The organism is Nocardioides sp. Z40_12, from assembly GCF_058215795.1.
On record NZ_JBZAJA010000006.1, the window covers coordinates 214,644 to 237,926 of the forward strand.

The following is a 23,283-nucleotide window of genomic DNA, read 5'->3' on the forward strand; positions in this document are numbered from 1 at the left end:
CGTGGACTACGGGCGCACCCGCAGCATGATCTGTTGGCCCCGCTGACGCCCACCACCCCTCCGCGCGGCGACGATGCGCGCGGCCCTCAGCGAACAAGGACCATCACGATGACTGCCACCCCTGCTCCCGCTCGCACCGCCCGCCCGCGTCCCAAGCGCGGCGAGGGCCAGTGGGCCCTCGGCTACTCCGAGCCGCTCAACAAGAACGAGCAGGCCAAGAAGGACGACAACCCGCTCAACGTCCGGGCTCGCATCCTCAACATCTACTCCAAGCGCGGGTTCGACTCCATCGACCCCGCCGACCTCCGCGGCCGCTTCCGGTGGATGGGGCTCTACACCCAGCGGGCCCCCGGCTTCGACGGCGGCAAGACCGCCCAGCTCGAGGAGGAGGAGCTCGACGACCGCTTCTTCATGATGCGGGTCCGCACCGACGGCGCCGTCCTGGACGCCGAGGCGCTCCGCGCCCTGGGCAGCGTCTCGCAGGAGTTCGCCCGCGGCACCGCCGACATCACCGACCGCAACAACATCCAGTACCACTGGATCGAGGTCGAGAGCGTGCCGGCGATCTGGGAGCGGCTCGAGGGCGCCGGCCTGACCACCCTCGAGGCCTGCGGCGACTCGCCCCGGCCGTTCCTCGGCTCGCCTGTCGCCGGGATCGCCCGGGACGAGATCATCGACGGCACCTGGGCGCTGGAGGAGATCAAGCGCCGGGCGCTGAACAACCCGGAGTTCTCCAACCTCCCCCGCAAGTTCAAGACCGCGCTGACCGGTCACCCCAGCCACGACGTGGCGCCCGAGGTCAACGACATCTCCTTCGTCGGCTCGGTCCACCCCGAGCACGGTCCCGGCTTCGACGTCTGGGTCGGTGGCGGTCTCTCCACCAACCCGATGCTCGCCCAGAAGCTCGGCGTCTGGGTGCCGCTGGCCGAGGTCCCCGACGTGTGGGAGGCCGTCTGCGGCATCTTCCGCGACTACGGCTACCGCCGGCTGCGCTCAAAGGCGCGGCTGAAGTTCCTGGTGGCCGACTGGGGCGTGGAGCGGTTCCGCGAGGTGCTGGAGCAGGAGTACCTCGGCCGCACCCTCATGGACCACGCCTCTCCCGTCTCCCCGCTGACCCAGGGCGACCACATCGGCGTGCACGAGCAGAAGGACGGCCGGTTCTACGTCGGTGCCGCGCCGGTGGTGGGTCGCGTCAACGGGCAGGTGCTGCTCGACCTGGCCGACCTCGTCGACAAGTACGGCGCCCGCGGCGTCCGCCTGACCGCCTACCAGAAGCTCGTGGTGCTCGGCGTCGACGGCGCCGACACCGACGCGTTCGTCGCCGACCTGCGCCGCATCGGCCTCGACGCGACCCCGTCCAACTGGCGCCGCAACACGATGGCGTGCACGGGCATCGAGTTCTGCAAGCTGGCGATCGTCGACACCAAGGACCGCGCCCGCGCACTGGTCGCCGAGCTCGAGCGGCGCTTCCCCGGCCTCGACGTGCCGATCACCGTCAACGTCAACGGCTGCCCCAACGCCTGCGCGCGCACCCAGGTCGCCGACATCGGCCTCAAGGGCCAGCTGGTCCTCGACGCCGACGGCAACCAGGTCGAGGGCTTCCAGGTCCACCTGGGCGGCGCGCTGGGGCTGGGCGCCAACTTCGGTCGCAAGCTGCGCGCCCACAAGGTCACCAGCGCCGAGCTCGACGACTACATCACCCGCGTCGTCTCCGCCTTCCTGGCCGAGCGTGCCCCCGACGAGCACTTCGCCGCCTGGGTCGCCCGCGCCGACGAGGCCCACCTGCGCGGCGAGCGCGCCCTGGAGGGGGTCTGAGATGAGCGAGCGTGCGGTGCCCTACCACTGCCCCTACTGCGGGGAGCAGGACCTGTTCCCCCAAGAAGGCCACGGGGCCTGGGAGTGCCGCGCCTGCCTGCGCGCCTTCAGCGTCAAGATGCTGGGCATGATCCGGCCCGGAGGTGGTGCCCGATGAGTCTCTCCACCCAGGCGGCCCGCGAGTTCCGCGGCACCCACACCGCCGACCGCTCCCCCGAGGAGCTCCGGGAGCTGGTCTCCCACGTGGGGGCCGAGCTGGAGCTCGCCCCGGCCGAGCACATCATCGAGTGGGCCGTCGCCACCTTCGGCGACCGGTTCTGCCTCACCAGCTCGATGGGCGACGCGGTGCTGGCCCACCTGGCCAGCAAGGTGGCCCCCGGCGTCGACGTCGTCTTCCTCGACACCGGCTACCACTTCGCCGAGACGATCGGCACCCGTGACGCCGTCGAGGCGACCCTGCCGGTCAACCTGCTGACCATCACCCCGGTCAGCAGCGTCGCCGAGCAGGACGCCGAGCACGGGCCCGAGCTCTTCCGCACCGATCCCGACCTGTGCTGCGCGCTGCGCAAGGTCAGGCCGCTCGCCGACGCCCTGTCCGGCTACGACGCCTGGGCCACCGGGCTGCGTCGCGCCGAGACCCACAACCGGGTCATCGCCCCGGTCGTCGGGTGGGACGCCCGCAAGGGCAAGGTCAAGGTCTCCCCCCTGGCCCGCTGGTCCGACGAGCAGGTCGACCGCTACATCGCCGAGAACGGCGTGCTGGTCAACCCGCTGGTCTACGACGGCTACCCCAGCATCGGCTGCTGGCCCTGCACCCGTCGGGTCGCCCCCGGCGACGACCCCCGCAGCGGCCGCTGGGCCGGTACCGGCAAGACCGAGTGCGGGATCCACTCATGAAGACCTCATCCCTCGTCACCACCCTCAACAAGATCGACAACGTCGTCGATGCACACCTCACCCGAGATGGGAGGCCATGCTGATGGCTGCTCCTGCATTGGTTGCACTCGCCCACGGAAGCCGGGACCCCAGGTCCGCGGCGACGATCAAGGCCCTCGTCGACGAGGCCCGCCGCATGCGTCCGGACCTCCGGATCGAGCAGGCGTTCCTCGAGCTGTCCCGGCCGTCCTTCCAGACGACCGTCGACCGGCTCGTCAAGGCCGGCCACGACGAGATCGTGGTGGTGCCGCTGCTGCTCACCGAGGCCTACCACGCCAAGGTCGACGTGCCCCAGGCCGTCGCCGAGGCGATGGCGAGCCACCCGGGGGTCAAGGTCTGCGCCACCGCGGTGCTCGGCCTCGAGCCGGCCTTCCTGGAGGTCCTCGACCTGCGGATGCGCGAGGCGCTCAAGGACGCGCGGGTGCGCGAGCTCGACGCCCTCGTGCTGGCTGCCGCCGGGTCCTCCGACGCCCTGGCCAACCAGTCCGTCGCCCGGCTGGCCCGGGTCTGGGGCAGCCGCCACAAGCTCCCGGTCACCGCCGCGTTCGCCTCGGCGGCGCCGCCGGCGACCGGCGAGGCGGTCCGCGCCTTCCGCAACCAGGGCAAGCGGCACATCGCGGTCGCCTCGCTCTTCCTCGCGCCCGGCTTCCTGCCGGACCGGGCCGCGGAGCTCGCCCTGGAGGCCGGGGCCGTCGCCGTCTCGGCGCCGTTGGGGGCCCACCCCGAGGTCGCGCGCACGATCCTGGCCCGGTACGCCGTCGGCGCCGTGGAGCTCGTCCCCGTCTGAGCGACGCCGCTGTCGGCCCGGTCGGGTGACCCGCGTCCGCGCCCGGGTCACCCGACCAGGCTGGCCAGCAGGTGCTCGAGCTGGCCGGCCGGGTCGCCGGTGATCCCGCCGTGCACCGGGCCGGGCTGCAGGACCGTCGACTTCGGCGCCTTCAGGAAGCCGAAGCGCGTCCCCCGCGGCTTGGTGCCGGCCGCGCCGCCGCGGGGGTCACCGGCACAGACGCCCTCGACGAAGGCCAGAGCCGCGCAGACCTGGTCGACGTCGAGTCCCGAGTCGAGCGCCCGCAGCCGCTCCGGGCTGGCCCGCCAGGCCACCTCGAGGAACTCCGCGCCCTGGCAGTGCAGCACCACGCCCACGTTGAGGAACTCCTCCCGCTCCGGTCGCGGGACGCACCTGAGCACCACGTACTCGTAGGGGTACCGGGTCATCACGCCTCCCCGGGCAGCCAGGCACGGCTCTCGAGCCGGGCGGTGAGGAAGTCGACGTACGCCGCCCGCAGCTCGGCGGGGGTGGCCCCCGGCACCGACCTCAGCCACTCGTCGGGCACCAGCTCGACCACCTCGGCGAAGACCTCGCGCGAGAGCACGGCACGCGCCTGCTCGTCGGCGGCCGCGACCTTGGGAGCGAAGGCCTCGAGCACGTGGTCGCTGACGTCCCACGGCTGGCGGGCGAAGCGCTGGGGGTCGGTGACCCCACCGCTCCAGGCGTGGTGGAAGTAGAGCGCGGCGCCGTGGTCGATCACCCAGACGTCGCCGTGCCACACCAGCAGGTTGGGGTTGCGCCAGCTCCGGTCGACGTTGGCGGTGAAGGCGTCGAGCCACAGGATCCGGGCGGCGGTCCCGGGGTCGATGGACTGCTCGCCGTCGTAGCCGAAGGCACCCGGCAGGAAGTCCACCCCGAGGTTGAGCCCGACACTGGCCACGAGCAGGTCCTGGACCTCCTCGTCGGCCTCGTAGCGCGCGATCTCCGCGCCCAGGTCGAGGCCCACCAGCCGCGGGGTCCGCAGCCCGAGGCGCCCGGCGAGCTCGCTGACCAGCACCTCGGCGACGAGGACCCGGACGCCCTGGCCGGCACCGAGGAACTTGCACACGTAGATGCCGAGGTCCTCGGCCTCGACCAGCCCCGGCAGGCTGCCGCCCTCCCGCAGGGGGGTGACGTACCGGGTGACCTGGACCCGGGGGATCACCTGTCCCCCATCGCCGCGAGCCGCGCCTTCTCCGCCTCGACGTCGAAGGCGGCGGGCGGCCACTCCAGCTCCAGGCCGCGCAGCGCCTCGAGCAGGAGCTGCGCCACCGCGAGGTTGCGGTACCACTTGAGGTCGGAGGCGACGACGTGCCAGGGGGCGTGCTCGGTGCTCGTCCGGGTGAGGGCGGTCTGGTAGGCCTCCCGGTAGGAGTCCCACAGCACGCGCTCGTCGAGGTCGCCCGGCTCGTACTTCCAGTGCTTGGCCGGGTTGTCCAGCCGGGCCTGGAGACGTTCGCGCTGCTGGGCCCGGGAGACGTGGAGCATGCACTTGACCAGCGTCACCCCGCTCGCCACCAGCTCGGACTCGAAGTCGTTGATCGCCTGGTAGCGACGCTCGATCTCCTCCGGCGGCGCCCAGCCGTGCACCTTCACCACCAGGACGTCCTCGTAGTGGCTGCGGTCGAAGACGCCGATGTGCCCCGGGGTGGGCACCGCCCGGCGGATCCGCCAGAGGAAGTCGTGCGCGAGCTCCTCGTCGGTGGGCCGCTTGAAGCTGGTGATCTGGAGCCCCTGAGGATCGACCAGGCCGAGCGCGCGCCGGATGACCCCGCCCTTCCCGCTGGTGTCCATCCCCTGAAGGACGAGCAGGACCCGGCGCTGGGAGCCCGTCGTCCGGTTGGCCCAGAGGCGCTCCTGGAGATCGGCGAGCTCGTCGGCCAGCCCGGCCAGCGCGGCGCCCCCGGCGCTCTTGCCGCCGTGGAAGCCCGGCGTGGCACCCGCCGAGGCCTCGTCGAGGGCGATCCGTCCCGGCACCGCCCGCAGCGGCGCGGTGTCCACGGAGTGGCCGGCGAGGTCGGGCATGGAGGAAGACTAGTCGGTCTCCCCCGCGGCCCCCAGCTCGTCGCGGACGACGGCGAACGCCAGGCCGCTGCCGTAGCCCTTGCGGGCCAGGAGCCCCACGAGCCGCCGGGTGGCGGTGTCGCGGTCGAGGCGCGCCATGCTGCGCAGCTTCTTGCGGACCAGCGCCCGCGCGGCCTGTTCCTCGTCGTCGGGGTCGATCTCGGCGATCGCCTCGCGGACCACCTCGTCCTCGATCCCCTTGCGGCGCAGCTCCTGGGCCAGGGCCCGACCGGCCAGACCCTTGCCCGGCTGGCGGCTGGCGATCCAGGCCCGGGCGAAGGCCTCGTCGTCGATCAGGCCGACTTCCTCGAACCGGTCGAGCAGCCTCGTGGCGATGTCGTCCGGCACGTTCTTGGCGGCGAGCTTGTCGGCGAGCTCCTTGCGGCTGCGCGCCCGGCCGGTCAGCTGGTCGAGCAGGATCTTCCGCGCGACCGCCTCGTGGTCGGCCGGGGGTCCGGCCTGGACCGGGTCCTCAGGAAGGTCCCCGGTCCAGGCCGCGACCCCGTGGTGGACGTCGCCGCGCCACGACGGGCCGGTGGAGCCGGCCACGTCAGAAGTCACTGACCCCGATGGGCTCGTCGGAGAGGTCGTCGGCCGGCGTGTCGACCTGCGGGCCCACGCCCAGCTTCTCCAGGATCCGCTTCTCGAGCTCGTTGGCCAGGTCGGGGTTGTCGCGCAGGAACGAGCGGGCGTTCTCCTTGCCCTGGCCGAGCTGGTCGCCCTCGTAGGTGTACCAGGCGCCGGCCTTGCGGACCAGTCCTGCCTCGACGCCCACGTCGATCAGGCCGCCCTCGCGGCTGATGCCCTTGCCGTACATGATGTCGAACTCGGCCTGCTTGAACGGCGGCGCGACCTTGTTCTTGACGACCTTGACCCGGGTCCGGTTGCCGACCATCTCCTGGCCGTCCTTGAGCGTCTCGATACGACGCACGTCGAGACGGACCGAGGAGTAGAACTTCAGGGCCCGACCACCGGTCGTGGTCTCCGGGGACCCGAACATGACGCCGATCTTCTCGCGGAGCTGGTTGATGAAGATCGCGGTGGTGCCCGAGTTGTTGAGGGCACCGGTCATCTTGCGCAGGGCCTGGCTCATCAGTCGCGCCTGGAGACCGACGTGACTGTCCCCCATCTCACCCTCGATCTCGGCCCGGGGCACCAGGGCCGCGACGGAGTCGATGACGATGAGGTCCAGGGCGCCCGAGCGGACCAGCATGTCGGCGATCTCGAGGGCCTGCTCGCCGGAGTCGGGCTGGGAGACCAGGAGCGCGTCGGTGTCGACGCCGAGGGCCTTGGCGTAGTCCGGGTCGAGCGCGTGCTCGGCGTCGATGAACGCCACGATGCCGCCGCCGGCCTGGGCGTTGGCCACGGCGTGCAGGGCGACGGTGGTCTTTCCGGAGGACTCCGGTCCGTAGATCTCCACGACCCTGCCCCGGGGCAGCCCACCGAGGCCGAGGGCCACGTCGAGGGCGATGGCGCCGGTCGGGATCACCTCCAGCGGGGCACGGGTCTCGTCGCCCAGTCGCATGACCGAGCCCTTGCCGAACGACTTCTCGATATTGGCGAGAGCAGCGTCCAGCGCCTTCTCACGGTCTCCACCAGCCATGTCATGCCCCATTCGTCTTGTCGGATGCCAGGTACGTCTTCGACGCTAGAGCGGACCACCGACAGGACCTGATCAGCCCGGTCTTCGCTGTGGACGACTCCGCTCCGCGTCGTACCTGTGGAGACAGCGTAGCCCGAACAGGTGTTCGATCACCTCACCCGGGCCGGGCGTGTCGCGGCACCCGCAGCGCCGCGCCCACCACGACCAGCGCCAGCCCGGCGCAGCAGGCCGCCAGCACCGGGTAGCCCCAGGCCCCGACCACCAGGCCGGCGAGCGCACTGAAGCCCGCCGCGGTCAGGCTCATGGTCATGTCGGCCGCCCCCTGCACGTCGGCCCGGACCTGCAGCGGCGCGTGGTCGGCCACCAGGGTGGAGGCGGCGATCGTGACGCACGACCAGCCCAGTCCCAGCAGGAAGAGGCCGGCGAAGATCTGCCACGAGGTGCCCTCCGGCGCCAGCGCGCACAGCAGCAGCGACGCGAGCAGGACCACTCCCCCGGCTCCCATCACCTGGGCCCGCCCGCACCGGTCGGCCGCCACCCCCACCAGCGGGGAGAAGGCGAACATCCCCAGGACGTGCACGGAGATGACGAACCCGATGACCTCGAGCCCCGCCTCGCCGTGCTCCATGTGCAGCGGTGTCATCACCATCACCGCCACCATCGTGGCGTGGGCGCCGGCGAGCCCCACGACGGCCACGCCCAGCACCGGACGCTCCCGCACCGTCGCCACCACCCGTCCCCAGGAGGTCGGGGCCACCGGGCGGGCTCCCTCGCGGACAGCGCCGCTCGCGTTCGCCTCCTCGCCGGCCAGCCGCCGGGCCAGCAGCAACGGGTCGGGTCGCAGGAGGAGCAAGGAGGCGAGCGCGGCCGCCGCCATCCCCACCGCGCCGAGCACGAACGGCCCGGTGAGTCGAGGGATCTCCAGCGTCGAGGCGAGCGAGGAGGCAGGGCCGGTGAGGTTGGGTCCGACCACCGCCCCGATGGTGGTGGCCCACACCACCACGGAGAGCGCGCGGGCCCGGCTCGCCGCCGGGGCGAGATCGGTGGCGGCGTACCGCGCGGCGTTGTTGGCCGCCGTGGCGGCACCGAGCAGGACCATGCCGCCGAGCAGGACCAGCAGGCTCCCCCACACGCCCGCCAGGACCGCGAGCCCGCCCCCGCACGCCGCGACGAGGTAGCCGGTGACCAGGCCGCGGCGACGACCGGCCCGCGACATGAGTCCGGCCAGCAACCAGGCTGCGGCCGCCGATCCCAGCACCTGGAAGGTCTGGGCCAGCCCGGCCAGCGCCTCGGAGCCGGAGAGGTCGCGGGCCAGCAGCGACGCGGTGGCGATGCCGATCGTCATGCCGAGCGCCCCGACCGCCTGGACGACGACGAGGGCGAGGACCGTGCGTCGCTGCACCTTGGCCACGGCGTGGGGTGACGTCACCGGTGCCGTCGACGGACCCGTCACCGCAGCGAGTCCGGGAGCTCCAGGTGCTGCCAGACGGCCGCCCAGACCTGCTTGGGCGCCATCTTGGCCTCGAAGGCCTCCTGGACGGTGCGCGAGCCCAGCTCGGGCATGACGAAGAGCTCGGCCCAGGACCTGGCCTGAGCGCCCTTGACCTCCTCCAGCCGAGCCCAGAACTCGGTGTGCCTCACAGCGGCCTGCCGAGGTCGTGGAGGTGATGGAGCACGTCGTGGAGGTGGTAGCGAGCGAGGGTGAGCACCGTGAAGCGGCTGCCGTTGCTGCGGATCCCGGTCCGCCCCTCCAGCGCCGGCGTCACGGTGGCGTAGAGGCCCCCGACCGTGCCGGCGGCCTCGATCAGCTCGAGCTCGACCGTGCGCGGCTCCTGCTCGGCGTAGCGCCCGGACACCGCAGCCGCGTCCTGGTCCCAGTCGGCGAAGCGCGCGCCGTCGTGGGCCAGCATCGCCTCCAGGCGCTCGGCGAAGACCCGGTGGACGTCGCGCACGTGGCACGCGTACTCCAGCGCCGACCAGCGTCCGGGCACCCAGGTCCAGTCCTTGGTGTCGGGGACGAGGTCGCACGGGTCGGGCACTCGCACATTGAACCAGCCCCACCTGAAAGAATGGGGCCCATGCCTTCCTTCTCCACCCGGTCCGCCACCGAGAGCGACCTGGCGGTGATCTCCGACATCTACAGCGACGCGGTGGAGCACTCCACGGCGACCTTCGACCTGGAGCCCCCTGACCTCGACTACTGGCGGGCCCGTCTCGACGGCCAGCACCCGGGCGACCACCTCCTGGTCGCCGTCGACGAGTCGGACCGGGCGGTCGGGTACGCCTACTCGTGGTCCTTCCGCCCACGTCCCGCCTACGCCCGGACCCGCGAGACCTCGATCTACCTCGACGCCAGCGTCCGGGGGCGTGGGGTCGGCCGGCTCCTCTACCCGGCCCTGCTCGAGACCATGGCCGTCTCCGGGGTGCACTCCGCCGTGGCGCTGGTCGCCCTGCCCAACCCGGCGAGCGAGGCGCTCCACGTGGCCGCGGGGTTCGAGAAGGTCGGGGAGATGAAGGAGATCGGCTTCAAGTTCGACCAGTGGATCGACATCGCGTGGTACCAGAAGATGCTGGTCACGCTGCCCTGACGACGACCCGTCAGGTCAGCAGCAGCGCCGCGAGCCGGCGCCGCACGACGACGAGCCCGAGCAGGCCCATGGCCAGCAGGTAGACCACGCTCACCGCCGAGGCCGCCGACAGGTGCCCGGTGGTCAGCTCCCGGCAGAGCACCACCCCGCGGTAGAGAGGGGTGACCTCGATCAGCCAGCGCAGCGCCCCGTCGCCGTAGGTGCTGATCGGGAAGAAGGTCGCGGAGAAGAGGAAGAGCGGCAGCTGGGCCAGGGTGATCTTGTCGAAGTCCTGGAACGACTTCATGTAGGTGGTCAGCGCCATGCAGACCGCCGAGAAGGCGAAGGCGATGAGGATCGCCGCGGGCAGCGCCAGCACCGCCCACCACGACTCGACCAGGCCCATCGCGGCCATCACCAGCAGGAACGCGGCCGAGTAGGTGGAGCCGCGGATCAGCCCCCAGGCGATCTCGCCCCTGGCCACGTCGCCCGGAGTGAGCGGGGTCGCCAGCATCTGGTCGTAGAGGCGGTCGTACTTGAGCTTGAAGAACACGTTGTAGGTGGAATCCATCAGGGCGCCGTTGAAGGCCGAGGCGGCGAGCATGCCGGGGGCCACGAAGGCGGCGTACGAGATCTCCTCGCCACCGAGCTCGAACCCGCTGACCAGGGCGCCGACCCCGATCCCGATCGAGAAGAGGTAGAAGACGGGCTCGAGGAAACCGGTCAGGAAGAGCTTCCAGGCCGAGCGGTAGGTGATGTAGTTGCGCAGCACCACCACGCCGGCGGCCTGGGCCGGCCCCCACGCGCGCTCGTCGGCGCCCCGGGCGTTCGGGTCGGTCGTCACCATCTCAGACCTCCAGCCGCTTCTCGAGCCCGGTCACGGCCCACCGCCAGCCCAGCACGCTGAGGACGCTCAGCACCAGCACGTGGACGACGGCGAGGGGCCAGTCGACCACGTCGAGGGAGAACATCCGCGACAGGCTCACCCCGTGCCACAGCGGGGTCAGCCGGGCCACCCACTCCAGCACCGGCCCCAGGTTGGCGATCGGGAAGAAGGCGCCCGAGAAGAGGGTCAGCGGGACCACGCCCAGGCGGTAGACGAGGCCGAACCCCTGCTCGTCGCGGAGCCGCACGCTGAAGGCCATCACCAGGCAGGCGAACGCCGTGCCGACCAGCACCTGGCCGCACCAGGCCAGGACCGGCCCCCACCACGACTCGAAGACACCGAAGGGGGCCAGCACCAGCATGAAGACGGCGCAGGCCGAGGCGACCCTGACCACGACGAAGGCGAGGTGGGCGTTGACGATGTCGCGCACCGACAGGGGCGTGGCCAGCTGCGCCCAGTAGGTCTTGTGCCACTTGATCCCGCCCATCACCGGGTAGGTGGTCTCCCCCACCGCGACCTGCATGGCGTGCGCCGCGACCAGGCCGGGCACCACGAAGGCCAGGTAGGAGGGGGCGCCCTCGAGCCGGTCGGGGTCGGCCTCGATGAAGCCCCCCAGCAGCACCCCCATGGCGACCACGTAGAAGAGGGGCGCCACGAAGCTGGAGATGAAGCCGCCGCGCCAGGTCCGCTTGTAGACGGTCCACCAGTAGTCGAGCTGACGGCTGAGGCCTTCGCGCGCGCTGAGACGTGAGGGAGTCATCAGTCCGCCAGGGAACGGCCGGTGAGCGCGAGGAAGACGTCCTCGAGGGTGGACCGGCGCACCAGGACCGCCAGCGGCTCGAGGCCGCGCTCGTGCACCTTGGCGATCACCTCCTCGCCGTCGTCGGAGTAGACCAGGAGCCGGTCGGGCAGCACCTCGATCCGGCTGCCGAGGTCGGCCACCACGTCGGCCGCGCGTTCGTTCTCGCCGATGCCGAACCTCAGCTCCGCCACCTCACGGGTGGAGTGGGCCGCGATCAGCTCGCGCGGGCTGCCCTCCGCGACCACCAGTCCCTTGTCCATGACCACGAGCCGGTCGCAGAGCTGCTCGGCCTCGTCCATGTAGTGGGTGGTCAGCACGAGGGTGACGCCGGCGTGCTTGAGCCGGAAGAGCTGGTCCCACAGGACGTGACGGGCCTGCGGGTCGAGGCCGGTGGTCGGCTCGTCGAGGAGCAGCAGCTCGGGCGAGCTGACAAGGCTCCGTGCGATGGTCAGCCGGCGCTTCATCCCGCCGGAGAGGTCCTCGACCCGGGCCTTGCGCTTCTCCGTCAGCTGCACGAACTCCAGCAGCTGCTCGGCGCGCTCCCGCACCTCGGCCCGCGGGATCCCGAAGTAGCGCCCGTAGATGTAGAGGTTGTCGAAGACGTTGAGCTCGTTGTCGAGGGTGTCCTCCTGGGGGCACACGCCGAGGCGGCCGCGGATGGCCGGGCCGTCGGTAGCGGGGTCCAGGCCGAGGATGCGCAGCTCGCCGCCGCTGATCGGGCTCACCGCCGCGATCATCCGCATGGTGCTGGACTTGCCGGCGCCGTTGGGGCCGAGGAAGCCGAACGCCTCTCCGCGCCGGACCTCGACGTCGATGCCACGCACCGCCTCGAAGTCGCCGAACGACTTGCGCAGGCCTCGGGCGGAGATCATCGACTCGGTCACCGGGCGAGACTACAAACCACCGCCGACACCCGCGACACTCCGGTGCCTCACGGCTGCGTCGCCTCGGCGTGGGCCTCGGCGTGGGCCTCGGCGTGGGGAGGCGGGTGTCAAGATGACTGGGTGCCGGTCCTCGACGCGTTCAGCGCACCCACCAGGGAGTGGTTCCGTGCCGCCTTCGCCGAGCCGACCGCGGCGCAGGAGGGCGCGTGGGAGGCGATCCGGCGCGGCCGGCACGCCCTCGTCGTCGCCCCCACCGGCTCCGGCAAGACCCTGAGCGCCTTCCTGGCCGGGATCGACCGGCTGCTCACCGAGGAGCCGCCCGAGGCCGCCCGGCGGTGCCGGGTCCTCTACATCTCGCCGCTCAAGGCGCTGGCCGTCGACGTGGAGCGCAACCTGCGGGCGCCCCTGACCGGGATCCGGCACACCGCGGCGCGCCTGGGCACCGAGCTCCCGGAGCTGCGGGTGGGGGTGCGCTCCGGGGACACCCCGGCCACCGAGCGACGGCGGCTGAGCACGTCTCCTCCCGACATCCTGATCACCACCCCCGAGTCGTTGTTCCTGATGCTCACCAGCCAGGCCCGCGAGGCGCTGCGCGGGGTGGAGACGGTCATCCTCGACGAGGTCCACGCGGTCGCCGGCAGCAAGCGGGGCGCCCACCTGGCGCTCAGCCTGGAGCGCCTCGACGCCCTGCTGGCGACCCCCGCGCAGCGGATCGGCCTGAGCGCCACCGTCCGCCCGCTGGAGGAGGTGGCCCGGTTCCTCGGCGGGGGCGCGCCGGTGGACATCGTCGCGCCGCCCAGCCAGAAGACCTGGGACCTGCGCGTCGTCGTCCCCGTCGAGGACATGACGGCGCCCGAGGAGTACGACGAGGAGTCCGGCGACCCCCGGCGCAGCCAGTCGCTGTGGCCCCACGTGGAGGAGCGGGTCGTCGACCTGGTCGAGCAGCACCGCTCGACGATCGTCTTCGCCAACTCCCGGCGGCTCGCCGAGCGTCTCACCGCCCGGCTCAACGAGATCGCTGCGGAGCGCGCGGGCCTGGCACCCGAGCCGGTGGGCGCCGCCGCGGGGGCGGCGGTGCCCGCGGCGCCGTCCGGGCCGCCCGCCGAGGTGATGGCGCAGGCCGGCAGCACGGGCGGGGCACCGCCGGTGCTGGCCCGCGCCCACCACGGGTCGGTCTCCAAGGAGCAGCGTGCCCTCATCGAGGACGACCTCAAGCAGGGGCGCCTGCCGTGCGTGGTGGCCACCAGCAGCCTGGAGCTGGGCATCGACATGGGGGCCGTCGACCTGGTGATCCAGATCGAGTCGCCGCCCAGCGTGGCCAGCGCGCTGCAACGGGTGGGGCGCGCCGGTCACCAGGTGGGCGAGACCAGCCGCGGGGTGCTCTTCCCCAAGCACCGGGGCGACCTCGCGCAGACCGCCGTCGCGGTGCAGCGCATGCGGTCCGGCCAGATCGAGAGCCTGCGCGTCCCCGCCAACCCGCTGGACGTGCTGGCCCAGCAGGTGGTGGCCGCCACCGCGGTCGACGAGTGGGAGGTCGAGGAGCTCTACACCCTGGTGCGCCGCTCGGCGCCGTTCGCCGCCCTGCCGCGCAGCGCCTTCGAGGCCACCCTCGACCTGCTCAGCGGGCGCTACCCCAGCGAGGAGTTCGCCGAGCTGCGGCCGCGCGTGGTCTGGGACAGGGTCACCGGGCGGCTCACCGCCCGTCCCGGAGCGCAGCGCCTGGCCGTCACCAGCGGCGGCACCATCCCCGACCGCGGCCTCTTCGGGGTCTACCTGGTCGGCGAGGGGACCGGCCGCCGGGTCGGGGAGCTCGACGAGGAGATGGTCTACGAGTCCCGGGTCGGCGACGTCTTCGCGCTCGGCGCCAGCAGCTGGCGGATCGAGGACATCACCCACGACCGGGTCCTGGTGACCCCGGCGCCGGGGGTGCCCGGCCGGCTCCCCTTCTGGAAGGGCGACGGGCTGGGCCGGCCGGCCGAGCTGGGGGCGGCGATCGGCGAGTTCTGCCGCGAGCTCGCCGCGCTGCCGAAGGCCGAGGCGGTGACGGAGGCCCAGAGCCACGGTCTCGACGCCTACGCGGCCACCAACCTGGTGCACTACCTCGCCGAGCAGCGCGAGGCGACCAACCTCGTCCCCCACGACCGGCAGCTGGTGGTGGAGCGTTTCCGCGACGAGCTGGGCGACTGGCGGCTGGTGCTGCACTCGCCCTACGGGATGCCGGTGCACGCCCCCTGGGCCCTGGCCATCAACGCCCGGCTGCGCGAGCAGTACGGCGTCGACGGCCAGGCGATGGCCTCCGACGACGGCATCGTGATCCGGGTGCCCGACAGCGACCAGGAGCCGCCCGGCGCCGACCTGGTGGTCTTCGAGCCGGACGAGATCGACCAGCTGGTCACCGACGAGGTCGGCGGCTCCGCCCTCTTCGCCAGCCGGTTCCGCGAGTGCGCGGCCCGCGCGCTGCTCCTGCCGCGCCGCGACCCCGGACGCCGCAGCCCGCTGTGGCAGCAGCGTCAGCGCAGCGCGCAGCTGCTCGAGGTCGCGGTGAAGTACCCCTCCTTCCCCATCGTCCTCGAGGCGGTACGCGAGTGCCTCCAGGACGCCTACGACCTGCCGTCGCTGCTGGCGCTGCTGCGGGCGGTGCAGCGCCGCGAGGTCGCGGTGGTCGACGTCTCCACGACCCAGCCCTCCCCCTTCGCCCGCACGCTGCTCTTCGGCTACGTCGCCCAGTTCCTCTACGAGGGCGACTCCCCGATCGCCGAGCGCCGCGCGGCGGCGCTGTCACTGGACCAGTCGCTCCTGGCCGAGCTGCTGGGACGCGCTGAGCTCCGCGAGCTGCTGGACCCCGACGTGCTGGCCGAGGTCGAGGCCGAGCTGCAGTGGCTCACCGAAGACCGCCGTGCCCGCGACGCCGAGGGGGTCGCCGACATGCTGCGCCTGCTGGGTCCGCTCAGCCGGGAGGAGGTGGAGGCACGCAGCCGCCCTGGCTCGCCCGTGGCCGGGTGGCTCGCCGAGCTCGCCGCCGCCCGCCGGGTCGTCGAGGTCCGGATGGGCGGAGAGCCGGTCTGGTGCACGGTGGAGGAGGTGGCCCGGCTGCGCGACGGCCTGGGCGTGCCGGTGCCGCCCGGCACCCCCGTCGCCTTCACCGAGGTCCAGGAGGACCCGATCGGCGACCTGGTGGCCAGGTACGCCCGGACCCACGGCCCCTTCACCACCGAGGCGGTCGCCGCCCGCTTCAACCTCGGGGAGGCGGTGGCCCGACAGGCGCTCCAGCGGCTGGCCGCACGGGGCCGGGTGCTGGACGGCGAGTTCCGGCCCAGCGGTAGCGGGCTGGAGTGGTGCGACGCGCAGGTGCTGCGGCGACTGCGCCGGCGCTCGCTGGCCAAGCTGCGCCAGGAGGTCGAACCGGTCACCCCCGACACCCTGGCGCGCTTCCTGCCCGCCTGGCAGAAGGTGACCGCCGCCCGCGGCGGCCTGCGCGGGGTCGACGGCGTGGTCGCCGCCCTGGACCAGCTCGCCGGCTGCGCCGTGCCCGCCAGCGCCCTGGAGCCGCTGGTGCTGGCCGCGCGGGTGCGCGACTACCAGCCCGCCTTCCTGGACGAGCTGACCGCCTCGGGCGAGGTCCTGTGGTGCGGCCACGCCCCGCTGCCCGGCAGCGACGGCTGGGTGAGCCTCCACCTGGCCGACCAGGCCGCCCTGACCCTGCCGGACCCGCTCGAGGAGGAGCTCGACGAGCTCCAGCACCGGGTGCTCGAGGCGTTGGCGCCCGGCGGCGCGTGGTTCTTCCGTCAGCTCTCGGACCAGGTGGGCTCCACCTCCGACACCACGCTCTCCGCGGCCCTGTGGCAGCTGGTCTGGTCGGGGCACGTCACCAACGACACCGTGCTGCCGCTGCGCGCCCTGGTCGGTTCGGGCACCGCCTCCCACCGCACCCCCCGTCGGCCGCCCCGCACGGGCCGGATGCCGACCCGCGGCGGTCCCCCCGAGACAGCCGGACGCTGGTCCCTGCTGCCGCGGCGCGACGCCGACCCGACCAGGCGCGCCCACGCGGTCGCCGAGCACCTCCTGGAGCGCCACGGGGTCGTCACCCGGGGCGCGGTGGCCGGCGAGCGGATCCCCGGCGGCTTCGCGGGCGTCTACAAGGTGCTGGCCGCCTTCGAGGACGCCGGGCGCTGCCGCCGGGGCTACTTCGTGGAGGGCCTGGGCGCGGCCCAGTTCGGCACCGTCGGCGCGGTGGACCGCCTGAGGACCTTCAGCGAGACCGACCGACCGGCCGAGGCTCCCGTCGCGGTCACCCTGGCCGCGACCGACCCGGCGAACCCCTTCGGCGCCGCCCTCCCCTGGCCCGAGACCAGCTCCGCGGGAACAGGACACCGCCCGGGCCGCAAGGCGGGCGCCCTGGTGGTGCTGGTGGAGGGCCGCCTCACGCTCTACGTCGAGCGCGGGGGCCGCACCCTGCTGACCTGGTCCGAGGAGCCCGAGCGGCTCGGGCCCGCCGCGCGGGCGCTCGCGGAGTCGGTGCGCCGCGGCGCCCTGGGTCGGCTGACCGTGGAACGGGCTGACGGGTCCCAGCTGCTGGGGTCCGGGGAGACGCCGCTGCGCGCGGCGCTGAGGGAGGCGGGCTTCGTCGCCACGCCGAAGGGGTTGAGGATCCGTGCCTGAAGGCGACACCGTGTGGCGCGCCGCCCGCCTGCTGGACCGCACCCTGGCGGGTCGCCGGCTGAGCCGGAGCGACTTCCGCGTCCCCCAGCTGGCCACCCAGGACCTGGCCGGCGGGCTGGTCCGCAACACCACCAGCCGGGGCAAGCACCTGCTCACCCGTATCGACGCCGATCGTCCCTGGACGTTGCACACCCACCTGAAGATGGAGGGGGCCTGGCAGGCCTACGCCCCCGGCCAGCGGTGGCGCCGGCCGGTGCACACCGCCCGCGTGGTGCTGGAGACCGCCGACCGCCTCGCGGTGGGCTTCTCCCTCGGCCTCGTCGAGCTCCTCCACCGCGAGGACGAGCACCTGGCCGTGGGGCACCTCGGCCCCGACCTGCTCGGCTCCGACTGGGACGAGCAGGAGGCGCTTCGCCGGCTCACCCAGGACCCGACCCGGCCGCTGGTGCACGCCCTGCTCGACCAGACCCGGCTCGCGGGCATCGGCAACATGTACGCCGCCGAGCTCTGCTTCACCAGCGGGGTGAGGCCCACCACCCCGGTCGGTGAGGTCCCCGACCTGGAGCGGCTGGTGCGCCGCGCCAAGCTCATCCTGGAGCAGAACAAGCAGCGGGCCGAGCAGACCACCACCGGCGACCTGAGACGGGGCCGGCGGACCTGGGTCTACCGCCAGCAGGAGTGCCTGCGGTGCGCGACGCCGGTCAGCGTCGAGCAGACCGGCCCGCCCGGGCGGGAGCGGGCCACCTACTGGTGCCCGAGCTGCCAGCCCGACCGCTGAGCCGGGACGGAACCCGCCCGGCAGCATCCGTGCGGCGTGCGCTCAGGCGCTCAGGGGCTCGTGCACTCAGGCAGCGGAGGCGACCACGTCGCCAGGGCCGGCCGTCCGGGCCGTCTCGAGCGAGGTGGGTGCGGCCATCGACTCCTCGTGGGCGACGGCGACGCTCGCCTCGCGCAGGACCGAGGAGAGCGGCACGTCGAGGGCGGCGCACAACGAGGCCAGGAGCTCCGAGGACGCCTCCTTCTGGCCGCGCTCGATCTCGGAGATGTAGCCCAGGCTGACCCGCGCCTCGGCCGAGACCTCGCGCAGGGTCATGCCCAGCTCCATCCGCTTGTGGCGGAGGACTTCGCCGAGAGACCGACGAAACAGCACCATGCGCGCGTCCCTTCCTCGTTCGACCCGTGGGGCCACGCTACCGGAAGCCCGCAACCGGCCCCCGTCACCCCACGGCATCGGCGAGGAGCGCCAGCGCCCGGCGGCAGGTCTCGTCCTGGATCTCGGTCCGTGAGCCGGTCAGTCCCAACGGGCGGGCTGCCGCGCCGTTCGGGCCCGCCAGCCCGACGAAGACGGTGCCCACCGGCTTCCCCTCCTGCGGGTCGGGGCCGGCGACGCCGGTGGTGGCGAGCGCCCAGGTGCTGCCGGTCAGGCGGCGGACACCCTGCGCCATCTGCTCCGCACAGGCGGCGGAGACCACCCCGTGCCGGACGACCAGCTCCTCGCTGACGCCCAGCACCGCGACCTTGACCGCCGTCGCGTAGGAGACGACACCGCCCAGGAAGACCGCGGAGGCGCCGGGCACGGAGGTGAGCGACGCGGCCAGCCGGCCACCGGTGAGCGACTCCGCGACGGCGAGCGTCTGGCCGCGGGCCGCGAGCAGCCGCAGGAGTGGGGCCGGGCCCGTCTCGGCGTGAGTCGTCATGGGCCGATCGTAGGAGGACGGCACGAGGGGCCCGGGTGCGTGCACCCGAGCCCCTCGCCCTCCGTCCGGGCCGGACGTCTCCGGGCGAGACGTCCGGCACGGGTCAGCGCCGCTGAACCCGGAGGTTGTAGCTCTTCTTCTGGGCGTTGTACTTGTTGTTGCCGAGGTACTTCGCACGCACCGTGTAGGCGCCGGTGCGCGGCAGCTTGGGCAGCCGCACGTTGACCTTGCTGCGCGGCTTGCCCTGCACCTTCTTCAGCTCGCCGAAGACCTTGCGCTTGAAGCCCTTGCCCTGGATGACGACCTTGACGCGGCCGGTGACCTTGCCGTCGTTGTTGGCCTTGACCACGACCTTGACCCGCGGACGGGTCTTGTTGGCCTTGACCACCTTGGGGAAGACCCGCACCTGCTTGATCTGGGGCCGGGTCTTGCGGAGCTGACGGGTGATCGTGGTGCCCGACGGCTTGGCCACCAGCTCGATGGATGCACCCGCGGGGGCTTCGAAGTTCACCTTCGCGCTCCCGTTGGTGACCGGCACCGACTTCACGACCTTGCGCTTGCCGTCCTTGCTGACCCGCACCACCTCGACGGCGGTGTTCTTCGGCGAGCCTGCCGACGTCAGGTCGAGGCCCGACACCCGGGCGCGAACCCGCTCACCCATGGTGATCTGGCGGTTCTTGACGTTGGTCACCTCCACCTGCTGGCGGGCGAAGTCAGGACTCACCGGGTGGTCGCGCAGGTACTGGATCCACACGTCGCGGTCGACCAGGCCGGTGTCCTTGGCCTGCCCGTCCTTGAAGGCGGTGAAGTTGTCGCCGCCACCCGCGAGGAAGGAGAAGGTCGAGACCTTGTAGACCTTCTTGTTGTCCAGCCACTGGTCGTCGATCCGCACCGAGGTGATCCGGGACCCGGCGGCCTGCGAGGCGTCGTAGGTCACCTCGACGTTGTCGGAGAGGCCGAGGTTGAGGACGGGACGGCCGGACCCGGCCGGCTGCCACTGCTGCTCCAGCACCCGCCGCAGCTGGGCGCCGGTGAGCTCCACGGTCCAGACGTTGTTGACGAACGGGAGCACGTCGTTGGCCTCGCCGTAGGTGATGACACCGTCGGTGTTGAGCGGGTTGCTCGCCGGGTTGCCCGCGAAGAGCAGGTCGGCCCGGAGGCCGCCGGCGTTGACGATGCCGATGTCCGGGTCGGCGATCTCGGCGGGCACGCCGTCGCGCAGCGCGTTGGCGACCAGGCCGCCGAGCGTCGACTCGGCACCGCGGTTCTCGATCGCCTTGCCGGAGGCGTCGACCCCGTCGTAGGCGCGTGTCACGTCGGCGGTGATCTGGCCGACGGGCTGGTTGCCCACCTCGGCGGCCTTGGCCTGGGCGGCCTTGACCACCTCGTCCACCTTGGCGACGACGGGGTTCGTCAGGTCGGCGTCGGCGACCCGGGCGTGGTTCTTGGCGGTGTAGGCCTTGACCTCGCCGGTCGCGGCGTCCAGCGTCAGCTGGACCTGACCGACGTTGGCGCCGTACTCACCGGTCTGCACGATGGGACGGGTGCCCCCACCGGGCTTCGGGGCGTCCCAGGCGTAGACCTGGTGGGTGTGCCCGTTGAAGATCGCGTCCACGCTGTCGGGCAGCGAGGCCATCCGCGCGAACTCGCCGGCGCTGGCGGCCTCCTTGGCGTAGTCGGAGTTGGCGCCGTGTGCGGCACCGGAGTGGAACGAGGCGACGATGACGTCGGCCTCCCCGTTCTCGGCCACTCCGTCGCTGAGCTGCTTGGCGACCCGGTCGACGGCGGCCACGGGGTCACCGAAGTCGAGGTCGGCCACCCGGCCCGGGGCCACCAGGGAGGGGGTCTCCTCGGTGACCGCGCCGATGACCGCGACCTTGAGGTCACCGGCGGTGAACTCCGCGTACTCAGGAAGGACGGGGTTCTGGGTGCCCTTCTGGTAGACGTTGGCGCCCAGGTACTTCCACTGGGCGTTGGTGGAGTTGATCACCCGGTCGCGCAGGTCGGGCCAGCCACGGTCGAACTCGTGGTTGCCGACGGCCGAGGCGTTGAGGCCGATCGCGTTGAGCACGTCGATGGTCGGCTGCTCGTCGGAGACCGCGGAGGTGAACTCCGAGGCGCCCATCAGGTCGCCGGCGCCGACGAGGAGGTCGGTGTCGGTCGTGGAGGCGTTGCGCAGGCCCTCCACCGTGGTCGCCCACTTGACGGTGTTGGAGTTGATGCGGCCGTGGAAGTCGTTGACCCCGATGAGGTTGACGACCACGTCGTCGGCCGCCGAGGCCGGCGCCGTGGTGATCGCCATGAGCGTGAGCGGCGCTGCTACGAGCCCCGCGATGGATGCCGCCGCCGTGAGGCGCCGGCCTGAGCTTCTGATGGCTGACACAGTGCTGTTCCCTTGTTTGGTGGACAAGTGATCCCTGCCACCATAACCAGTGTGGCTGGTGTGACGCCGATCAGCGTTCGTTGTGCGTGGCCTCGGCGGCCCTCTTCGTGCGGGTGGCGCGCACGTCGCGGACGAACTCGTAGCCCGACCACAGCGTCATCGCCACGGCTCCCGCGAGCAGCACCTGGCCGGTGTAGAAGAGCACCTCCCCTGGCATCCCCCAGCCGTCGAAGGCTCCGCCGTGGGCCTCGCCGTGCGGCAGCGGCCACAGCAGCACCCCGAGGGCCAGGGCCTGCAGGGTCGTCTTGACCTTGCCGCTCCACGATGCGGCCATCACCACGTCGGAGAGGATCGAGAGCCGCAGCAGCGTGACGCTCCACTCGCGCACCAGGACGACGATGGTGACCCACCACCACACGTCGCCCACCACCGAGAGGCCGATCAGCGCCATGCCGGTGATCGCCTTGTCGGCGATCGGGTCGGCGATCTTGCCGAAGTCGGTGACGATGTCGTACTTGCGCGCCAGGTCGCCGTCGACCTTGTCGGTGATCATCGCCACCGCGAAGAGGGCGAAGGCGATCCAGCGCCAGGTCGCCGAGTCGCCGCCGTCGTGGAGCAGCGCCCACCCGAAGAAGGGGACGATCAGGATGCGCAGGGTGGTCAGCGCGTTGGGCAGGTTGACGTTGCTGGTCTTCGCGGGCGCGTTCACGGCTGCCCCGCCAGCACCCGGGCGAAGAGGTCCACCCCGACGGAGTCGACGACCTCGGCCCGCACCAGGTCGCCGACGCGCACGCCGGCCGGGGCCTGGGTCAGGGTGGTCGTCCCGTCGACCTCGGGACCCTGGTGACGCGCGCGTCCCTCCACGGTGCCGTCCTGCAGGGACTCCACCAGCACCTCGACCTGCTCGCCGATGCGCTCCTCGGCACGCTGGGCGGTGAGCTCCTCCACCAGCCCGGTGACGTGCGCGACCCGCTCGGCGACCTCGTCGGGGTCGATCTTGCCGTCGTAGGACTCGGCCTCGGTGCCGTCCTCGTCGGAGTAGCCGAAGACACCGGTGACGTCGAGACGCGCCGCCTCGAGGAAGTCGCACAGGACCTGGAGGTCGTGCTCGGTCTCCCCCGGGAACCCCACGATCACATTCGACCGGACGCCGGCCAACGGCGCTTCCTCCCGGACCCGGGCCAGCAGGTCCAGGAAGCTGTCCGGGTCGCCGAAGCGGCGCATCCGTCGCAGCAGCGGAGCGCTGGCGTGCTGGAAGGAGAGGTCGAAGTAGGGAACCACCCCGGGCGTCCGCGCGATCGCCTCGATCAGGCCGGGACGCGTCTCGGCCGGCTGGAGGTAGGAGACACGCACCCAGTCGATGCCGTCGATGCCGGTCAGCTCCGGCAGCAGCGTCTCCAGCAGCCGGAGGTCACCGAGGTCCTTGCCGTAGGACGTGGAGTTCTCGCTGACCAGGAAGAGCTCGCGCACCCCCTGCTCGGCCAGCCAGCGCGCCTCGGCGACGACGTCGGAGGGCCGCCTGCTCACGAAGGAGCCGCGGAAGGCCGGGATGGCGCAGAAGGCGCAGCGCCGGTCGCAGCCGCTCGCCAGCTTGAGGGGGGCCATCGGTCCCCCGTCGAGGCGGCGTCGCAGCACCCGGGGGCCCGTGGGCGGCGCCTGGCCGGGCTCGAGGTCGGGCACGGCGACAGCGTGGCCCGGCACCGTCACGTCGACGGCGGCGGCCCGCTCCACCGGTGAGATCGGCAGCAGCCGGCGCCGGTCCGAGGGCACGTGGGAGACGTGCCTGTCCCCCGCCACGATGGAGCGCAGCCGGGCGGCGATGTCGGGGTAGTCGTCGAATCCCAGCACCGCGTCGGCCTCTGGCAGCGACTCGGCCAGGTCCTTGCCGTATCGCTCGGCCATGCAGCCGACCGCCACCACCGCCTGGGTCCGGCCGTGGGTCTTCAGGTCGGCCGCCTCCAGCAGCGTGTCGACCGAGTCCTTCTTGGCTGCCTCGACGAACCCGCAGGTGTTGACCACCACCGTGTCGGCGTCCTCGGGGTCGGAGACGAGCTGGAATCCATCGGCTTCCAGACGGCCGGCCAGCTCCTCGGAGTCGACCTCGTTGCGGGAGCACCCGAGGGTCACCACCGCCACGCTCAGGGGAGCCGTCGTGGGGTCAGGCTTGTACGTCGTCATA

The 23,283-nt window shown here is 72.5% G+C and carries 23 protein-coding genes; 7 read left to right on the top strand and 16 right to left on the bottom strand.

The window, feature by feature from the left end; translation table 11 throughout:
* The first annotated feature begins 108 nt into the window (after positions 1-108).
* From AC4BG9_RS13245 to AC4BG9_RS13260, 4 genes are all read left to right on the top strand, one after another.
* A complete protein-coding gene (locus AC4BG9_RS13245) occupies positions 109-1,815 on the top strand; it encodes a nitrite/sulfite reductase (protein WP_490571571.1) in 1,707 nt (568 codons plus the stop codon).
* 1 nt (position 1,816) lies between these two features.
* Complete coding sequence (locus AC4BG9_RS13250) at positions 1,817-1,972, top strand: hypothetical protein (protein ID WP_490571572.1); 156 nt, start codon at positions 1,817-1,819, stop codon at positions 1,970-1,972.
* The gene (locus AC4BG9_RS13255) at positions 1,969-2,712 is read left to right on the top strand and encodes a phosphoadenylyl-sulfate reductase (RefSeq protein WP_490571573.1); all 744 of its coding nucleotides are present in this window, start codon (positions 1,969-1,971) and stop codon (positions 2,710-2,712) included. The genes AC4BG9_RS13250 and AC4BG9_RS13255 overlap by 4 nt, the downstream gene beginning before the upstream one ends.
* Positions 2,713-2,794: 82 nt before the next feature.
* Complete coding sequence (locus tag AC4BG9_RS13260) at positions 2,795-3,538, top strand: sirohydrochlorin chelatase (protein WP_490571574.1); 744 nt, start codon at positions 2,795-2,797, stop codon at positions 3,536-3,538.
* A 47-nt stretch (positions 3,539-3,585) separates the two neighbouring features.
* On the opposite strand, the gene AC4BG9_RS13265 is transcribed toward AC4BG9_RS13260, so the two are convergent.
* The 8 genes from AC4BG9_RS13265 to AC4BG9_RS13300 form a co-directional block, all read right to left on the bottom strand.
* Positions 3,586-3,966 (bottom strand): DUF3037 domain-containing protein, encoded by a 381-nt coding sequence (locus tag AC4BG9_RS13265; RefSeq protein WP_490571575.1) that lies wholly within the window; start codon positions 3,964-3,966, stop codon positions 3,586-3,588.
* Entirely contained in the window at positions 3,966-4,724 is a 759-nt protein-coding gene (locus AC4BG9_RS13270) for a HipA family kinase (RefSeq protein WP_490571576.1), read from the bottom strand. The genes AC4BG9_RS13265 and AC4BG9_RS13270 overlap by 1 nt, the downstream gene beginning before the upstream one ends.
* A complete protein-coding gene (locus AC4BG9_RS13275) occupies positions 4,721-5,584 on the bottom strand; it encodes a PPK2 family polyphosphate kinase (RefSeq protein ID WP_490571577.1) in 864 nt (287 codons plus the stop codon). Before AC4BG9_RS13275 ends, AC4BG9_RS13270 begins: the two co-directional genes overlap by 4 nt.
* 9 nt (positions 5,585-5,593) lie before the next feature.
* Positions 5,594-6,172, bottom strand: coding sequence for a regulatory protein RecX (locus AC4BG9_RS13280; protein WP_490571578.1), 579 nt, complete (start codon positions 6,170-6,172; stop codon positions 5,594-5,596).
* Between the two features lies 1 nt (position 6,173).
* Positions 6,174-7,226: a recombinase RecA gene (recA, locus tag AC4BG9_RS13285; RefSeq protein WP_490571579.1), complete on the bottom strand. Its 1,053-nt coding sequence runs from the start codon at positions 7,224-7,226 to the stop codon at positions 6,174-6,176.
* Between the two features lie 154 nt (positions 7,227-7,380).
* The gene (locus tag AC4BG9_RS13290; RefSeq protein ID WP_490571580.1) at positions 7,381-8,655 is read right to left on the bottom strand and encodes an MFS transporter; all 1,275 of its coding nucleotides are present in this window, start codon (positions 8,653-8,655) and stop codon (positions 7,381-7,383) included.
* 20 nt (positions 8,656-8,675) lie between these two features.
* Positions 8,676-8,867, bottom strand: a complete 192-nt coding sequence (locus tag AC4BG9_RS13295) for a DUF3046 domain-containing protein (protein WP_490571581.1) — start codon at positions 8,865-8,867, stop codon at positions 8,676-8,678.
* Positions 8,864-9,265 (bottom strand): DinB family protein, encoded by a 402-nt coding sequence (locus tag AC4BG9_RS13300; RefSeq protein WP_490571582.1) that lies wholly within the window; start codon positions 9,263-9,265, stop codon positions 8,864-8,866. The genes AC4BG9_RS13295 and AC4BG9_RS13300 overlap by 4 nt, the downstream gene beginning before the upstream one ends.
* A gap of 39 nt (positions 9,266-9,304) precedes the next feature.
* Here AC4BG9_RS13300 and AC4BG9_RS13305 point away from each other — a divergent pair, with 39 nt between their 5' ends.
* Positions 9,305-9,814 (top strand): GNAT family N-acetyltransferase, encoded by a 510-nt coding sequence (locus AC4BG9_RS13305; protein ID WP_490571583.1) that lies wholly within the window; start codon positions 9,305-9,307, stop codon positions 9,812-9,814.
* 10 nt (positions 9,815-9,824) lie between these two features.
* Here AC4BG9_RS13305 and AC4BG9_RS13310 read toward each other — a convergent pair whose 3' ends face one another.
* From AC4BG9_RS13310 to AC4BG9_RS13320, 3 genes are read right to left on the bottom strand one after another with little or no spacing between them, the layout of a single operon-like run.
* The gene (locus tag AC4BG9_RS13310; RefSeq protein ID WP_490571584.1) at positions 9,825-10,637 is read right to left on the bottom strand and encodes an ABC transporter permease; all 813 of its coding nucleotides are present in this window, start codon (positions 10,635-10,637) and stop codon (positions 9,825-9,827) included.
* Positions 10,638-10,641: 4 nt separating this feature from the next.
* Positions 10,642-11,439, bottom strand: a complete 798-nt coding sequence (locus AC4BG9_RS13315) for an ABC transporter permease (protein ID WP_490571585.1) — start codon at positions 11,437-11,439, stop codon at positions 10,642-10,644.
* Positions 11,439-12,365 carry an ABC transporter ATP-binding protein gene (locus AC4BG9_RS13320; RefSeq protein WP_490571586.1) on the bottom strand — a complete coding sequence of 309 codons (927 nt, stop codon included), beginning with the start codon at positions 12,363-12,365 and terminating at the stop codon, positions 11,439-11,441. Before AC4BG9_RS13320 ends, AC4BG9_RS13315 begins: the two co-directional genes overlap by 1 nt.
* Before the next feature lie 120 nt (positions 12,366-12,485).
* Between AC4BG9_RS13320 and AC4BG9_RS13325 the strand changes: the two genes are divergently transcribed.
* Together AC4BG9_RS13325 and AC4BG9_RS13330 are read left to right on the top strand one after the other, a co-directional pair.
* Positions 12,486-17,024 (top strand): ATP-dependent helicase, encoded by a 4,539-nt coding sequence (locus AC4BG9_RS13325; protein ID WP_490571587.1) that lies wholly within the window; start codon positions 12,486-12,488, stop codon positions 17,022-17,024.
* Positions 17,017-17,802 (top strand): DNA-formamidopyrimidine glycosylase family protein, encoded by a 786-nt coding sequence (locus AC4BG9_RS13330; protein ID WP_490571588.1) that lies wholly within the window; start codon positions 17,017-17,019, stop codon positions 17,800-17,802. Before AC4BG9_RS13325 ends, AC4BG9_RS13330 begins: the two co-directional genes overlap by 8 nt.
* A gap of 66 nt (positions 17,803-17,868) precedes the next feature.
* Here AC4BG9_RS13330 and AC4BG9_RS13335 read toward each other — a convergent pair whose 3' ends face one another.
* From AC4BG9_RS13335 to rimO, 5 genes are all read right to left on the bottom strand, one after another.
* Positions 17,869-18,177 (bottom strand): helix-turn-helix domain-containing protein, encoded by a 309-nt coding sequence (locus tag AC4BG9_RS13335; protein WP_490571589.1) that lies wholly within the window; start codon positions 18,175-18,177, stop codon positions 17,869-17,871.
* Positions 18,178-18,241: 64 nt separating this feature from the next.
* On the bottom strand, positions 18,242-18,721 hold the full coding sequence (locus tag AC4BG9_RS13340) for a CinA family protein (RefSeq protein WP_490571590.1): 480 nt from the start codon (positions 18,719-18,721) through the stop codon (positions 18,242-18,244).
* A 103-nt stretch (positions 18,722-18,824) separates the two neighbouring features.
* On the bottom strand, positions 18,825-21,023 hold the full coding sequence (locus AC4BG9_RS13345) for a bifunctional metallophosphatase/5'-nucleotidase (RefSeq protein ID WP_490571591.1): 2,199 nt from the start codon (positions 21,021-21,023) through the stop codon (positions 18,825-18,827).
* A 151-nt stretch (positions 21,024-21,174) separates the two neighbouring features.
* Complete coding sequence (gene pgsA / locus AC4BG9_RS13350) at positions 21,175-21,813, bottom strand: CDP-diacylglycerol--glycerol-3-phosphate 3-phosphatidyltransferase (protein ID WP_490571592.1); 639 nt, start codon at positions 21,811-21,813, stop codon at positions 21,175-21,177.
* Positions 21,810-23,246 (bottom strand): 30S ribosomal protein S12 methylthiotransferase RimO, encoded by a 1,437-nt coding sequence (gene rimO, locus AC4BG9_RS13355; protein WP_490571636.1) that lies wholly within the window; start codon positions 23,244-23,246, stop codon positions 21,810-21,812. Before rimO ends, pgsA begins: the two co-directional genes overlap by 4 nt.
* Between the last annotated feature and the right edge of the window lie 37 nt (positions 23,247-23,283).

Excerpts from the sequence above, each read along its gene's own strand:
- AC4BG9_RS13345 (WP_490571591.1), bottom strand. The coding sequence starts at position 21,023 with ATGGCGATCACCACGGCGCCGGCCTCGGCGGCCGACGACGTGGTCGTC.
- AC4BG9_RS13255 (WP_490571573.1), top strand. The coding sequence starts at position 1,969 with ATGAGTCTCTCCACCCAGGCGGCCCGCGAGTTCCGCGGCACCCACACC.
- AC4BG9_RS13305 (WP_490571583.1), top strand. The coding sequence starts at position 9,305 with ATGCCTTCCTTCTCCACCCGGTCCGCCACCGAGAGCGACCTGGCGGTG.
- AC4BG9_RS13265 (WP_490571575.1), bottom strand. The coding sequence starts at position 3,966 with ATGACCCGGTACCCCTACGAGTACGTGGTGCTCAGGTGCGTCCCGCGA.
- AC4BG9_RS13275 (WP_490571577.1), bottom strand. The coding sequence starts at position 5,584 with ATGCCCGACCTCGCCGGCCACTCCGTGGACACCGCGCCGCTGCGGGCG.
- AC4BG9_RS13245 (WP_490571571.1), top strand. The coding sequence starts at position 109 with ATGACTGCCACCCCTGCTCCCGCTCGCACCGCCCGCCCGCGTCCCAAG.
- AC4BG9_RS13340 (WP_490571590.1), bottom strand. The coding sequence starts at position 18,721 with ATGACGACTCACGCCGAGACGGGCCCGGCCCCACTCCTGCGGCTGCTC.
- AC4BG9_RS13315 (WP_490571585.1), bottom strand. The coding sequence starts at position 11,439 with ATGACTCCCTCACGTCTCAGCGCGCGCGAAGGCCTCAGCCGTCAGCTC.
- AC4BG9_RS13250 (WP_490571572.1), top strand. The coding sequence starts at position 1,817 with ATGAGCGAGCGTGCGGTGCCCTACCACTGCCCCTACTGCGGGGAGCAG.
- AC4BG9_RS13260 (WP_490571574.1), top strand. The coding sequence starts at position 2,795 with ATGGCTGCTCCTGCATTGGTTGCACTCGCCCACGGAAGCCGGGACCCC.
- AC4BG9_RS13335 (WP_490571589.1), bottom strand. The coding sequence starts at position 18,177 with ATGGTGCTGTTTCGTCGGTCTCTCGGCGAAGTCCTCCGCCACAAGCGG.
- recA (WP_490571579.1), bottom strand. The coding sequence starts at position 7,226 with ATGGCTGGTGGAGACCGTGAGAAGGCGCTGGACGCTGCTCTCGCCAAT.